General features: G+C 64.7%; 14 protein-coding genes. 11 read left to right on the plus strand and 3 right to left on the minus strand.

Annotated features, from left to right (window positions below):
• Positions 1 to 11: 11 nt before the first annotated feature.
• The 7 genes from RND64_RS15765 (at position 12) to RND64_RS15795 (ending at position 8267) form a co-directional block, all read left to right on the plus strand.
• On the plus strand, positions 12 to 1118 hold the full coding sequence (locus RND64_RS15765) for an aromatic/alkene monooxygenase hydroxylase subunit beta (RefSeq protein ID WP_049698938.1): 1107 nt from the start codon (positions 12 to 14) through the stop codon (positions 1116 to 1118).
• 5 nt (positions 1119 to 1123) lie between these two features.
• Positions 1124 to 1462: a propane 2-monooxygenase effector subunit MimD gene (gene mimD / locus RND64_RS15770; RefSeq protein WP_200903249.1), complete on the plus strand. Its 339-nt coding sequence runs from the start codon at positions 1124 to 1126 to the stop codon at positions 1460 to 1462.
• 161 nt (positions 1463 to 1623) lie between these two features.
• The gene (locus tag RND64_RS15775) at positions 1624 to 2685 is read left to right on the plus strand and encodes an amidohydrolase family protein (RefSeq protein WP_049698936.1); all 1062 of its coding nucleotides are present in this window, start codon (positions 1624 to 1626) and stop codon (positions 2683 to 2685) included.
• Positions 2682 to 3494 carry a metal-sulfur cluster assembly factor gene (locus RND64_RS15780; RefSeq protein WP_064870690.1) on the plus strand — a complete coding sequence of 271 codons (813 nt, stop codon included), beginning with the start codon at positions 2682 to 2684 and terminating at the stop codon, positions 3492 to 3494. Before RND64_RS15775 ends, RND64_RS15780 begins: the two co-directional genes overlap by 4 nt.
• Entirely contained in the window at positions 3491 to 4516 is a 1026-nt protein-coding gene (locus RND64_RS15785) for an NAD(P)-dependent alcohol dehydrogenase (RefSeq protein ID WP_049698934.1), read from the plus strand. Before RND64_RS15780 ends, RND64_RS15785 begins: the two co-directional genes overlap by 4 nt.
• 133 nt (positions 4517 to 4649) lie before the next feature.
• Positions 4650 to 6299, plus strand: a complete 1650-nt coding sequence (groL, locus tag RND64_RS15790) for a chaperonin GroEL (RefSeq protein ID WP_049698933.1) — start codon at positions 4650 to 4652, stop codon at positions 6297 to 6299.
• A gap of 186 nt (positions 6300 to 6485) precedes the next feature.
• Complete coding sequence (locus tag RND64_RS15795) at positions 6486 to 8267, plus strand: sigma-54-dependent Fis family transcriptional regulator (protein ID WP_064870691.1); 1782 nt, start codon at positions 6486 to 6488, stop codon at positions 8265 to 8267.
• 12 nt (positions 8268 to 8279) lie between these two features.
• Here RND64_RS15795 and RND64_RS15800 read toward each other — a convergent pair whose 3' ends face one another.
• From RND64_RS15800 to RND64_RS15810, 3 genes are read right to left on the minus strand one after another with little or no spacing between them, the layout of a single operon-like run.
• Positions 8280 to 8726 (minus strand): SRPBCC family protein, encoded by a 447-nt coding sequence (locus RND64_RS15800; RefSeq protein WP_331436123.1) that lies wholly within the window; start codon positions 8724 to 8726, stop codon positions 8280 to 8282.
• Positions 8726 to 9157 carry an ArsR/SmtB family transcription factor gene (locus RND64_RS15805; RefSeq protein ID WP_331436124.1) on the minus strand — a complete coding sequence of 144 codons (432 nt, stop codon included), beginning with the start codon at positions 9155 to 9157 and terminating at the stop codon, positions 8726 to 8728. The genes RND64_RS15800 and RND64_RS15805 overlap by 1 nt, the downstream gene beginning before the upstream one ends.
• On the minus strand, positions 9154 to 9633 hold the full coding sequence (locus RND64_RS15810) for an SRPBCC domain-containing protein (RefSeq protein WP_331436125.1): 480 nt from the start codon (positions 9631 to 9633) through the stop codon (positions 9154 to 9156). Before RND64_RS15810 ends, RND64_RS15805 begins: the two co-directional genes overlap by 4 nt.
• Before the next feature lie 191 nt (positions 9634 to 9824).
• On the opposite strand from RND64_RS15810, the gene RND64_RS15815 reads away from it, so the two are divergent.
• The 4 genes from RND64_RS15815 (at position 9825) to RND64_RS15830 (ending at position 13138) form a co-directional block, all read left to right on the plus strand.
• On the plus strand, positions 9825 to 10481 hold the full coding sequence (locus RND64_RS15815) for a class II aldolase/adducin family protein (RefSeq protein WP_064870695.1): 657 nt from the start codon (positions 9825 to 9827) through the stop codon (positions 10479 to 10481).
• Positions 10482 to 10604: 123 nt separating this feature from the next.
• Positions 10605 to 11951, plus strand: a complete 1347-nt coding sequence (locus RND64_RS15820; protein WP_331436681.1) for a flavin-containing monooxygenase — start codon at positions 10605 to 10607, stop codon at positions 11949 to 11951.
• A 63-nt stretch (positions 11952 to 12014) separates the two neighbouring features.
• Positions 12015 to 12467, plus strand: a complete 453-nt coding sequence (locus RND64_RS15825) for a RidA family protein (RefSeq protein ID WP_064870697.1) — start codon at positions 12015 to 12017, stop codon at positions 12465 to 12467.
• Positions 12464 to 13138: a DUF1028 domain-containing protein gene (locus tag RND64_RS15830; RefSeq protein WP_331436126.1), complete on the plus strand. Its 675-nt coding sequence runs from the start codon at positions 12464 to 12466 to the stop codon at positions 13136 to 13138. The genes RND64_RS15825 and RND64_RS15830 overlap by 4 nt, the downstream gene beginning before the upstream one ends.
• Positions 13139 to 13164 lie beyond the last annotated feature (26 nt).

The raw sequence follows: 13164 nt of genomic DNA on the forward strand, positions 1-13164 counted from the left end.
GAACGAAAGGTATGTCCGCACCAGCTCAACCGAGGGAACGCAGTTTCCCCTCCATCGAATTCACCGACGCCGAGGCCGGCGCAAGGGAATTCCCGAGCAGCCGCAGCCGAAAGTACAACTACTATCAGCCCTCCAAGAAGCGGGCCACGATCTATGAGGACGTCACCGTCGACGTCCAGCCCGACCCCGAGCGTCACCTCACCCAGGGATGGATCTACGGCTTCGGCGACGGCCCGGGCGGGTATCCGAAGGAGTGGACCGCCGCGCAATCGGACAACTGGCATCAATTCCTCGATCCCAACGAGGAATGGGAACAGTCGATCTACCGCAACAACTCCGCGGTCGTCCACCAGGTCGATCTGTGCCTGCAGAACGCCAAGCGCGCACGGGCATACGACGGGTGGAATTCGGCGTGGCTCAAGTTCATCGAGCGCAACCTCGGCGCCTGGATGCACGCCGAGAGCGGCATGGGTCTGCATGTGTTCACCTCGATTCAGCGGTCGGCACCGACGAACATGATCAACAACGCGGTCTGCGTCAACGCCGCGCACAAGCTGCGCTTCGCGCAGGACCTTGCCCTGTTCAACCTCGACCTTTCCGAAGCCGAGGAAGCGTTCGACGGCTCGGCGCACAAGGAGGTCTGGCAATCGGCCCCCGAGTGGCAGCCCACTCGCGAGGCGGTGGAGCGGCTGACGGCGATCGGTGATTGGGCCGAGCTGCTGTTCTGCTCCAACATCGTCTTCGAGCAACTGGTTGGCTCGCTGTTCCGGTCGGAGCTCGTCATGCAGGTTGCCGCCCGCAACGGCGACTACATCACCCCCACGATCGTCGGTACCGGAGAGTACGACTACGACCGGGACCTCAACTACTCGCGCGCGCTGTTCCAGATGCTCTCGCGCGACGAGAAGTACGGCATCGACAATCGAAAGCTCTTCTCGCGGTGGATGTCTGAATGGGTGCCGCGCAGCCTCGACGCCGCCCGCGCCCTGCAGCCGATCTGGTCGCAGCCGGCCGACAAGTCGGTCACCTTCTCATCCAGTCTCGAACACGCGAAGACCAAGTTCGCCGACGTTCTGACCGCCATGGACGTCGATATCCCAGAGGAGCTGAACAAGTGAGCACCATGCAATTCGGAGCCGATACCGAGTTCTCCAACATGTGCGGTGTCACGCTCATGAACACGCCGATCGGTCGCATCGTGGCCGACGTCATGGGAGCCAAGGACGACGTCGAACTCACCGAGTATCCGTCGATGATCCGTGTCGACGGCGTCAACCGCCTCATCTTCGACTACGACGAACTGACCGATGCCCTCGGCCAGGACTTCGACGGGTCGATCTTCGAGGAGATCAGCTCCACGCACTACGGACGGATGGTGCACCTCGACGACAAGACCATCCTGTTCGCCAGCCCGGAGGACGCCGCCGAGTTCATCGGATTCGACCTCACCGCGTCGTCGTAACGCTTCGCCGCAGGCGCCGAGCCCGTCCATCCGGCGCCTGCGGCGGATCCATAGCGGCGACTCACGTTGCCGCACCGTAGTTTCCGCTACACCTGACAGCCCCAATCTTTACGACAGCCAGATCATCACGACAGCCCAGATCTCAGAGAGCGAGTGAGAAGATGTACGAGAAGAATGGCGAGAAGTACTTCATCGTCGACGCCCACGTCCACCTGTGGGACGGCCGCGAATCCAACCAGCGCAACATTCACGGCAAACAGTTCATCGACTGCTTCTACGACTATCACCGCAACCTGAGTCCCGAAGAGCAGGTGTGGGATTACGACACCTACTGCTACTACGGCCCCGACCGCCTGATGCAGGACCTCTTCGTCGACGGGCCCGCCGATCACGCGATCTTCCAGGCCACGATCCTCAAGGACTTCTACGTCAACGGCTTCGCTCAGGTCGACGATTCGCTCAAGCTTGCGCAGGACAACCCCGACAAGCTCACCTACAACCACGCCTACGACCCGCGCGACGGCGAGGACGGTCTGGTCCAGCTCCGACGCGATGCCGAGGCGATGGACCTCAAGGGCGTCAAGCTGTATACCGCTGAGTGGCATGGTGATTCACGCGGATACAAGCTCGACGACCCGTGGTCGCGGCGCTATCTGGAGGAGTGCCTGAAACTGGGCATCAAGAACGTCCACGTACACAAGGGCCCGACGATCCGGCCGCTCGACCGAGACGCCTTCGACGTCGCGGATGTCGACAAGGTTGCCACCGACTACCTCGATCTGAACTTCATCATCGAGCACGTCGGTCTTCCTCGCCTCGAGGACTTCTGCTGGATCGCCACGCAGGAATCCAACGTGTACGGCGGTCTCGCCGTTGCCATTCCGTTCATCCACACGCGGCCGAGGTACTTCGCGCAGATCATCGGCGAACTCCTCTACTGGATCGGTGAGGACAAGATCCTGTTCTCCAGCGACTACGCGCTCTGGACACCGCAGTGGCTCGTCGAGCGCTTCGTCGACTTCCAGATTCCCGAGGACATGACGGAGTACGCACCGATCACCGTCGAGCAGAAGAAGAAGATCCTCGGACTCAACGCGGCGGCACTGTATCCGCACATCTCGGTTCCCGAGGAACTGCGAATCCCCACCGATGCAGCCGATCCCGGCGTCGACGTCGCCGCTGGTGCCCAGGACACGCCGGCCGCGGAGGCGGTAACCGCATGACCGCGCTCGCACATCGCGGGCAGGCACAGGCATCGGGTATGCCGTTGTCGGACATCGTCATCGAAGCTCTCGACACGGTTGCCGATCCCGAGTTGGATCTGCCCATCACCGAACTGGGGTTCGTGCGCTCGATCAGCCTCGACGACGAGGGTGTCACCGTGCACCTGCGACTACCCACGTCGTTCTGTTCGCCGAACTTCGCCTACCTCATGGCATCTGACGCACTCGATGCCCTGGAAGCGATCGACGACATCGGACGGGTCCGCGTGATGCTCGACGATCACCACGACTCGGACAAGATCAACGCGGGCCTGGCCGCTCACGCGGGCTACAAGGGCACCTTCGGTGTCGAGGCGGAGCAGGATCTCGAGGAACTCCGACTCACCTTCTTCCGCAAGGCGCACACCGCCGCAATGGAACGTGCCGTGACACCGCTGATCTCGTCGGGCGTCGTCGACGTCGAGGGCTGCACGCACCTGCTGCTGCGCGACATCCCCGACGGACCGGAGAAGTACGCACTCTTGCGCAGACGAGTACAGATCGGACTCGGTGTCTGCCCCAACTGTCGGGTCGTCGTCGACGAGGAGGGGCGAACCCTGAGCGCCGACGAGGTTCCGATGCGTATGCGATTCGCACGATCGGTGCGAATTTCCATGGAGGGCAACGCACATTTCTGCCGCGGACTGCTCGCAACCCGCTACGCCGACGACGACGAGTGCGACGGAACCAGCGGGCCGGTCATCACCGACCTGCGCCACCACATGTTCGACGCATCACCAACAGCAACCATCACCGGGAGGTCATCATGAGAGCCGTACAGGTTGTCGGCTACCACGACAAGCTGCAACTCACCGAGGTGCCCGATCCAGTGGTGACCGGTCCACTCGACGTGATCGTCCGGATCGGTGGCGCAGGAGTATGCCGCACCGATCTGCACATTCTCGAAGGGCAGTGGGCCGAGAAGAGCGGCGTCGACCTGCCGTACACGATCGGGCACGAGAATGCCGGATGGGTCGAGGCGATCGGCGATGCCGTCACCAATGTGTCGGTGGGCGACAAGGTGATCCTGCACCCGCTGATCACCTGCGGCCTGTGTCGCGCCTGCCGTGCAGGCGACGACGTGCACTGCGAGAACAACAAATTCCCCGGCATCGACACCGATGGCGGGTACGCCGACTACCTGAAGACAACTGCGCGCAGCGTCGTGAAGATCGACGATTCGCTCGAGCCCGCCGATATCGCGGCTCTCGCGGATGCCGGTTTGACGGCCTATCACGCTGCCGCCAAGGTCGCACGGATGACGCGGCCGGGTGACACCTGCGTCGTGATCGGCGCGGGCGGGTTGGGACACATAGGGATTCAGGTTCTTGCCGCTATCTCCGGGGTCCGCATCGTGGTGGTCGACCGCAATCCCGATGCGGTGGCGCTGGCCGTCGAGGTCGGCGCGCACGAGGGCATTGTCGCCGACGGCACGCAGGTCGAGAAGGTGCTCGCGCTGACCGACGGCAAGGGCGCCGAAGCCGTGCTCGACTTCGTCGGTGAGGGCGGTGCGACGTCGGAGGGCATCGCGATGCTGCGCCAGGCGGGCAACTATTTCGTCGTCGGCTACGGGGAGAACATCAACATCCCGACCATCGACGTGATCTCGACCGAGATCAACTTCATCGGAAACCTCGTCGGCTCGTACAACGATCTGACCGAGCTCATGACCCTGGCGGCGGCGGGAAAGGTGAAGCTACACACCGTCACTTACCCACTGACCGAATACCAGCAGGCGCTCGACGACCTCGACGCCGGCCGGGTGCGCGGCCGCGCGATCCTCGTCCCCTGAGGTTTCGACAAGCTCAACCAGCGGGGACAGCTCAACCAGCGGGAACGCCCCACTCGCTGATCGAGCCTGTCGAGATCACACAGCCCAACCAGGAAACCCCAACCCCCACAACCCAATCGAAAGAGGTGCCAACATGGCCAAGGAGTTGCGCTACAACGCCGAAGCGCGACTGCGGCTGGAGCGGGGCGTCAACGCCCTCGCCGACGCGGTCAAGGTGACATTGGGTCCGAAAGGACGCAATGCGGTGCTGGAGAAATTGACCGGACCGCCGACGATCACCAATGACGGAGTCACGATCGCACGCGAGATCCAGCTGCGAGATCCGTTCGCCAACATGGGTGCTCAGTTGGTCAAGGAAGTCGCAATGAAGACCAACGGCGTCGTGGGTGATGGCACCACGACGGCCACCGTGCTGGCGCAGGCCATGGTTCGTGAGGGACTGCGCGCCGTCGAGCAGGGCGCCAATCCGATGCGGGTGCGCCGCGGTATCGAGCGCGCGGTGACCGCGGTAGTCGGGTCGTTGAACGACCAGGCCGTCCAGATCGGCGGCCGCAGCGACCTGGAACGGATCGCATCTCTGGCCGCAAGCGACGACGAGGTGATCGGCGACGTGATCGCATCTGCTGTCGAGCACGTCGGCAAGACCGGAGTGATCACGACCGAGGAGAGCGACACTCTCGGTCTCGCGGTCGACATCGTCGACGGCATCGAATTCGACCACGGCTACATCTCCGGCTACATGGTCACCAATCCCGAACGCATGGAAGCCGTCCTCGACAATCCCGTTGTCTTGTTGACCAACAAGAAGATCACGTCGGTGCAGGAGATCATGCCCGCGATCGAGGTGGCCAAGCGAGCCGATCGGCCGCTGCTCGTCCTCGCCGAGGATGTCGACGGCCCGGCGTTGCAACTTCTTGTCGGCGGCAACATGCACAAGACGATGCAATCGGTCGTTGTACGCGCTCCCGGTTTCGGGCATCGACGGATCGCCGAGCTCGAAGATCTCGCGGTCGCGCTCGGCGGCCACGTCATCGCCAAGGACACCGGCATCGAGTTGTCCGAGGTGTCGATCGAGCACCTCGGGACCTGCGATCGGGTGACGGTCACCGAGAACGAGACGACGATCGTCGGTGCGCACGGCGACCAGGCGTCCGTCGACGCTCGCGTGTCGCATCTGGAAGCGCAACTGCAGCGAGCTCGAATCGATGCAGATCGCGACGGTCTCGAACTCCGTATCGCGCGTTTGACCGGACGCGTGGCCGTGATCAGGGTCGGCGGCGTGACGAGCGTCGAACTCAAGGAACGCATGCTTCGCGTCGAAGACGCGTTGGCGGCGACACGCGCGGCGGTCGAGGCGGGCATCGTCTCCGGCGGCGGTACAGCGTTGGCACAGGCGCATCGCGCGCTCGAACCGCTCGAGGCGACCGGCGACGACGCCGTCGGCATCGACGTCGTTCGACGGTCACTCGCCGAACCGGTGCGCTGGATCGCCACCAACGCGGGCTACGACGGCGACGAAGTGGTGACCGTCGTGACGGGTCTGCCCCTCGGGCACGGCTTCAACGCGCTCACCGGCGAGTACGCGGACATGTTCGACGAGGGCGTCATCGATCCGTGCAAGGTGACCCGCGCCGCGCTGGAGAGCGCGGCTTCCATCGCCGCACTGTTGATCACCACCGAGACCGCGGTGGTCGAGGAGGTCATGGGCAATCCGGGCGCGATCCCCGCACCCGGATTCGGCGACCTCGCCGAAGGAATGGTGCGCCCGTCCAACATCTACTGACCGGTTGGTAGTCCCCCGAACTGGGCCGGTCGCGATCTGAACTAACCGTTCACGGCGTTGATCGCGGCCGGCCCTTCCCAACGCCGAACACACGCGCACACGACCGGCCGTCAACACATGTCCGTCAGACCATGTGTCGGCTACACTCGGAAGTGAGATATAGATCACAGAGGGGTTACCTACCACGTGATATCCCAGCCACCAGCCCAGGCTCCGACATCACGACACGTCGCCCGCGCCCGCGAGCGATTTCTGAGCGACGACGATGTCGATGTCGACGTCCGCGACGCGATCTTCACGTCGTGGCGACGTTCGCGCGCGCTCAATGTCGATGCCGACCGACTCGAACTCCCCTTCGTTCGTGAACCCAATCCCGAGACACCCCTGATCGCCGCGGCTCGGCCGGTTCTCGATCAACTCGCCAACGACCTCGTCTCCGAACCGATCAGCATCATCCTCACCTCGCCCGACGGCGTCGTACTCTCACGTGCCACCGCCAATCGGGGCCTGCAGCAGATGCTCGACGACGTCAGTCTCGCTCCCGGATACAGCTACAGCGAAGAGCACGCCGGCACCAACGGAATCGGCACAGCCCTCGAGACCCGGCAACCGACGCTGGTGAGCGGCTCGGAACACTACGCGGGCTGTCTCGGCCGACTCTCCTGCGCGGGAGTTCCCATCCTCAATCCCATCTCCGGAGCCATCGTCGGCGCGCTCGACCTCACGTGCCTGACCGAGCAGGAGCACCCGTCGAGTCTGTTGCTCTCGCTGGCGAAGTCGGCGACGTCGCAGATCGTGCAGCGCATGGTCTCGCAGGCCAGTGAGCGTGAATCCCGACTCCTCAATGCCTATCTCGCGACGTGTCGAAGGGCTCCGCAGGCGATGGTGATCGGGCTGTCCGGCGACGTCGTGTTGATGAATCGCAGGCTGCGCCACAGCATGAATCCGTCCGACCAAACCGCTCTCCTCGAGCTGGCCGTCGACCATTCCGTCGACGCCCATTCCCTCGACGCAGCGATCCCGCGGGTCAGTGCATTGCCCAGCGGGAGGGTGGCACGGCTGTCACCTGTCGACGAGCACTGCGACTCCGATATCGCGGTCTTCCGAGTTCACCTCGTCGACGGCAGCCCGACCCGACACGCACGCGTCACTCGAACCTCCGCCACCGCCCTTCCCGGCCTCGTCGGCCGAAGCTCATCGTGGCGTCAGTGCTGCGACAACGTCGCCGGGCACGTGCGCGCCGGACGCTGGATCGCGGTCTCGGGGGAATCGGGCTCGGGCCGCACAGCCGTACTCCGGGCCGCGGCCGAGCGCTTTCTGCCCGGCACGACGAGGGTGTTCAACGCCGACGACTTCGAGTCGCCGGAGACGTTCGACGCCCTCGAAGCCGAACTCGACACCGACGGCTTCGGGGTCATCATCCGTGGCCTCGACCAACTCGACGACGACACCGTGAACGCGATCTCCGATCTGCTTCCGGGTCGCGAGCACGCAGGCTGGCTCGCGGTGACGACGCTGCCAGACGCCGGGAACGCGGCGTCGGTGCTGCTGCCCTTCTTCGGGCACACCGTCGAACTCCCTCCGCTGCGGCATCGCATCGAAGACCTCCACGATCTGGTGCCGACGCTGCTCAAGCAACTGACCCGCGGACGTGAGTTGGCAGTCGCACCGAACGCGATGAACCAGCTCAGCAAGTACTCGTGGCCCGGGAATGTCACCGAGCTACGACAGATCCTGCGCGAGGTGGTCACCCATCAGCGCACCGGCACCATCGAGGCGGCTCAACTACCTCCGCGCTGTCGCTCGACGAGCAGGCACACCCTGACCAGGATCGAATCGCTCGAGCGCGACGCGATCGTACGCAGCCTCGAGGAGAACAACCACAGCAAGGCAGCGGCGGCCGCGGCCCTCGGCATCTCGCGGGCGACCATCTATCGCAAGATCAGGGAGTTCGGGATCAACACCTGACCGTGGGCGCACTCAGTGCCAGTCGCTGACCGCGACGTCGCGCGGTGCGGGTGTGCCCTTGCCCGACTCGATCAGCGCCTTGAGACTCATCAGGAACACGGCCCACTTGGTGCTGCAGTGGTTCATGAATGGCACCTGCTCGCGCCAGCCGTCGTGACTGAACATCACGATGGCGTAGTCGCCCTCCTGGCGAAGCGACCACGTGATGGTCGTGCCAACCCACTGGTCGGGGCCTTCGATCACGCGCCATCGCACCGACTCCGCCGGGACGGTCTCGAGTACCTCCATGTCGAATCCGCCGACCGGTGGAAAGCGGAATTCGAGACGTCCACCGGCCGCACCGTCACCGCGTACGTCTTCTGTCCACCAGCCCGCCAAGCCGTCGATGGTGGTCAACGCGTCGTAGACGTCTGTGGTGGTGGCGCCCTCGACGCCGATTCTGTGCAGGATGCTGCTCATCAGTTACTCCCTTGATCCTTGTGTTCTGGACGGTTCTCTTGTGGATCGTTCTGTTTTGGAAGTTGGTGTTCTGGTTTGCCCTGGTTGCGGGCCTGCTGCAGCGCCTCCGCGATGCCCTTGATGCGGTGGAGCCGGGCATCCCACCCGGCCCCGACGGATTCGAGCTGTGCGGCTGCCTTGGAAAGCTGAGCCCTGTCGACGTCGTAGCGTCGCTCACGTCCCGTGGATGTCGCTTGCACGAGCCCTACTCGGTCGAGGACTCCGAGGTGCTTGGCAACTCCCTGACGGCTGACCGGAAGCTGCTCACTCAACGACGTCGCCGTACCCCCGTCGTCAGCGAGAAGAAGGTCGACGATGCGACGGCGCGTCGGATCTCCGATCGCCGACCACAGTGCGTCGTCGACGTCGCCTACTGATCCGCGACGCGTCACGATGCGGCCTCCACACCGGCAACGTAGGTCACCAGTCGAGGCAGGAAGAAGCTCCAGCCGTCGATGTGTTCACGGAACTGCCGTTCGAGTTCTGCTTCCTCCCAACCTCTTTCACGGAATCCCGTCTCGGTCATCGTCAGCGTCGTACCACTGCCCGACGCGGTGAGGGCGAAGGTGACGAGCAACGAGTTGCCCGCGACCGGGTCGTCGCCGGGCTGGTGAGTCCACCGGAACGAGAACGTGCGTGGAGGATTCGACTCGACGACGGTGAACTGCTGCACGATCTCGCCACCATCGCCGGTACGGAACACCAACTCGCCGGGCGACCCCGGTTCGAGTCGGTATCGAGCTTCATCGGGCCACCACCGTGCGACATGCTCGGGCGAACTCACGACGTCGAACACGATGTCGGGCTCGGCGTCGATGTAGAGCTCTCGCACGAGGGTCCCCACCTCTGCGTCGGTCAGCTTGTCCATGGCTCCTCCTGCAACCTTTGGTTGCGTACGAATCTACGGCTCCTTGACTCAACACGCAACCATTAGTTGCATTCAATGAGCTGCAATGAATCAGACCGGGACCGTCCGGGGAGCCGGCGGAATCAGATCGAGATGAGGAGCCACAGGCGTCTCACTGCGGCGAAGCCATTCGACCGACTACCGTCAAAGAGGTGGACATCGTCGATCAGCGCGTACCCCTGTGCGTCGCTGCGCATCAACTCGCGGCCGCGGGCACGTCGCTGAGCACCGGCGGCAACCTCTCCGTCCGCGTCGGCGATCGCGTGCTCGTCACACCGCAGGGTGCACGCCTCGGCTCCGTCCAACCGGATCAACTGGTAGTCGTCAACATGGACGGCTCGGTGATCGAAGAAACCCGCTACCGCCCAACGGCAGAACTCGGATTCCACCTGGACCTCTACCGGTCGACCTCCGCTTCGGCGATCGCCCACGCCCACCCGATCGCGTCGGTCGCGGTGTCGACGATCACCGAGCTTCTCCCACCGATCCACTACGACGCCGCCATGGTTGGCGGCTCGGTACGAGTTGCTCCCTACGCGGTCTTCGGCAGCCCGGAGCTGAGCGAGGGCGTGGTGGCTGCATTGTTCGAGCGCACCGCGGCATTGATGCGCAACCACGGGTCGGTCGCGATCGGCGGCAACATCGAGACCGCGTGTGAGCACCTCGGCGTCGTCGAATGGCTCAGTGAGGTGTATCTGAAGGCCGTCAGCGCCGGGGCGCCCGCGATACTCAGCGACGACCAGCTCACCGAGGTCGTGGCCACCGCGGCCCGCCGGGCCTACCAGCCCTATCCCGGTCGCGACCGCTGAGAACGCAGCCCAACTCTGCATCGACTGAACCGATGTAATACCCAGGATATCTCTGCTGTACAGATGCAGGTGGTCCGATGATCATTGAGTCAACGACAACGCATGCAACAGCGGAGGTACGAGATGGTGGAGTTGGCTACGCCGGGGACCCAGACACCCGCGGGTACCGCGGCCACACAGGTCGAGGTGCTCGTCGTGGGCGCGGGCCAGGCAGGTATCGCGATGAGCGAGCACCTCACCGCACAGGGAATCAACCACCTCGTACTCGAGCGCGATCGCGTCGCCGAACGCTGGCGTACGTGGCGGTGGGATTCGTTGGTCGCCAACGGTCCCGCGTGGCACGACCGCTTCCCCGGACTTCAGTTCGACGTCGACGCCGACGCGTTCGCGACCAAGGACCAGGTAGCTGACTACCTCGGCTCCTACGCCCAGCGGATCAACGCACCCATCCGCACCGGCGTGGAAGTGACATCGGTCCGTAAGAAGCAGGGCGAGAACGGTTTCCACGTCGAGACTTCTGACGGACCGATCGAGGCGGACTTCGTGGTTGCCGCGACCGGCGCCTTTCAGACCCCGGTCATCCCCGCCGTCGTGCCGCGCGATGCACCGTTCCATCAGATCCACTCCAGTGACTATCACAACCCGCAGCAGCTCCCCGAGGGCGGCGTTCTCGTCGTCGGCGCGGGGTCGTCGGGCGTGCAGATCGCTGCGGAACTGCGCGCGTCAGGCCGCGAGACATACCTCGCCGTCGGACCCCATGATCGCCCGCCACGTAGTTACCGGGGCCGCGACTTCTGTTGGTGGCTGGGCGTTCTCGGAAAATGGGATGCCGCGGCACCTCCGGCGGGTGCAGAGCACGTGACCATCGCCGTCAGCGGCGCGGGCGGAGGGCACACCGTCGACTTCCGGCAGCTCGCCGCCGACGGGATCACCCTACTCGGGCGCGCGCAGGCATTCGACGCAGGCACCATGACGTTTGCCGCGGATCTGCGCACCAATATCGAGAACGGCGACGCAACGTACCTCGCGATGCTCCGAGAGGCCGACGACTACATCGAGCGCAACGGCCTCGACCTCCCCGCGGAACCGCAGGCCCACGACCTGGGCCCACTCCCCGACTGCGTCATCGACCCGATTGCGCAACTCGACCTCGCCGCCGCCGGGATCACGTCCATCGTGTGGGCGACAGGCTTCGCCTATGACTACGGATGGCTGAGGGTCGACGCCTTCGACGAGACGGGCCGCCCGGCACACCAGCGCGGCGTATCGGGCGAACCGGGAATCTACTTCCTCGGACTGCCATGGCTCTCACGTCGCGGATCGAGTTTCATCTGGGGCGTATGGCACGACGCGAAGTATCTGGCCGACCAGATCGCGATCCAGCGGGGCTACCGGGCTTACCGACCGGAGCGAGTCGACGCCGCCGCACCGTCGGACTCCGATGCGCTTGCCGCGCAGGCGGTTTCCTGAACTCCCCGTAATCCGCCAACCCGCAGTCCAGCCACTCCACACACTCAAGCACGGGAGCAACCCATGAGCGCAGCCGTCAGCCCTGACGTCACCCACACCCGCATCCGTCCCTTCAACACCCGCGAGACCTACCCGGAGCAGAACCTCGACAATGACCTGTGCCAGGCCGTCGTCGCGGGCGGCGTCGTGTACCTGCGCGGGCAGATCGGCCAGGATCTCGACACCCGCGAATCGGTGGGCATCGGCGACGTCGAGGTACAGGCAGAGAAGGCCATGAGCAACATCGCGATGCTGCTCGACGAGGCGGGCAGTTCGCTGCGCGACATCGTCAAGGTGACCGTGTATCTCACCGACATCCGTTACCGCGAGACGGTTTACCGGGTGATGGGCCGCTGGCTCAAGGGTGTGTATCCGGTGTCGACCGGACTGGTGGTCGACGCACTCGCGCGGCCGGAATGGCTCGTCGAGATCGACGCGACCGCAGTGCTCAGCGAGCCGAGCGGAGCGGCACGATGACGATGTCGCTCGTCGCGCGTGACCCCGCGAGTGGCGCATTCGGCATCATCGTCTGTTCGTCGAGTCCCGCCGTGGCAGCGCGCTGCGCCCACCCGCGGGCAGGTGTCGGCGTGGTCGCGTCGCAGAACGTCACCAATCCCGCACTCGGCCCCGCGGTGCTCGACCGGCTTTCCGACGGCCTCGACGCCGAGAAAGCGCTCACCGCAGCACTTTCCACGGAGCAACACCCCGAGTACCGCCAGGTGAGCGTCGTCGGCGCACACGGGCAGACCGCGCTACATTCCGGCGCGCGCAGCCTGGGAACCTACGGTGGCGTCGAGGGCGACCAGTCCGTGGCCGCCGGCAATATGCTTGCCGACCTGTCGGTGCTCGAGTCGCTGCTGACCGGCTACGCCGACAGTGTCGCCGACGCATTCGAACAACGACTGCTCGACGGCCTCCGCGCAGCGCTCGACGCCGGAGGCGAAGAAGGACCGGTGCACTCTGCCGGCCTCCTGGTCGTCGAGGACGTGCCGTGGCCCGTCACCGATCTGCGAGTGGATTTCGCCGACGATCCGCTCGACGACCTCGCTTCGCTCTGGCAGATCTGGCAGCCACAAAAGAACGACTACCGTGTCCGCGGCTTCGACCCGACGCGTGCGCCCTCCTACGGAGTTCCGGGAGACCTGTGACCACCATCGACACCACCCCCGACAGG

It is taken from the genome of Gordonia sp. w5E2 (genome assembly GCF_036540975.1).
Taxonomy (GTDB): Bacteria; Actinomycetota; Actinomycetes; order Mycobacteriales; family Mycobacteriaceae; genus Gordonia; species Gordonia jacobaea.

What these genes read in the sequence shown, in the direction of transcription:
- RND64_RS15765 (WP_049698938.1), top strand. Translation starts at nt 12, where the DNA reads ATGTCCGCACCAGCTCAACCGAGGGAACGCAGTTTCCCCTCCATCGAA.
- mimD (WP_200903249.1), top strand. Translation starts at nt 1,124, where the DNA reads ATGCAATTCGGAGCCGATACCGAGTTCTCCAACATGTGCGGTGTCACG.
- RND64_RS15775 (WP_049698936.1), top strand. Translation starts at nt 1,624, where the DNA reads ATGTACGAGAAGAATGGCGAGAAGTACTTCATCGTCGACGCCCACGTC.
- RND64_RS15780 (WP_064870690.1), top strand. Translation starts at nt 2,682, where the DNA reads ATGACCGCGCTCGCACATCGCGGGCAGGCACAGGCATCGGGTATGCCG.
- RND64_RS15785 (WP_049698934.1), top strand. Translation starts at nt 3,491, where the DNA reads ATGAGAGCCGTACAGGTTGTCGGCTACCACGACAAGCTGCAACTCACC.
- groL (WP_049698933.1), top strand. Translation starts at nt 4,650, where the DNA reads ATGGCCAAGGAGTTGCGCTACAACGCCGAAGCGCGACTGCGGCTGGAG.
- RND64_RS15800 (WP_331436123.1), bottom strand. Translation starts at nt 8,726, where the DNA reads ATGAGCAGCATCCTGCACAGAATCGGCGTCGAGGGCGCCACCACCACA.
- RND64_RS15810 (WP_331436125.1), bottom strand. Translation starts at nt 9,633, where the DNA reads ATGGACAAGCTGACCGACGCAGAGGTGGGGACCCTCGTGCGAGAGCTC.
- RND64_RS15820 (WP_331436681.1), top strand. Translation starts at nt 10,605, where the DNA reads ATGGTGGAGTTGGCTACGCCGGGGACCCAGACACCCGCGGGTACCGCG.
- RND64_RS15825 (WP_064870697.1), top strand. Translation starts at nt 12,015, where the DNA reads ATGAGCGCAGCCGTCAGCCCTGACGTCACCCACACCCGCATCCGTCCC.
- RND64_RS15830 (WP_331436126.1), top strand. Translation starts at nt 12,464, where the DNA reads ATGACGATGTCGCTCGTCGCGCGTGACCCCGCGAGTGGCGCATTCGGC.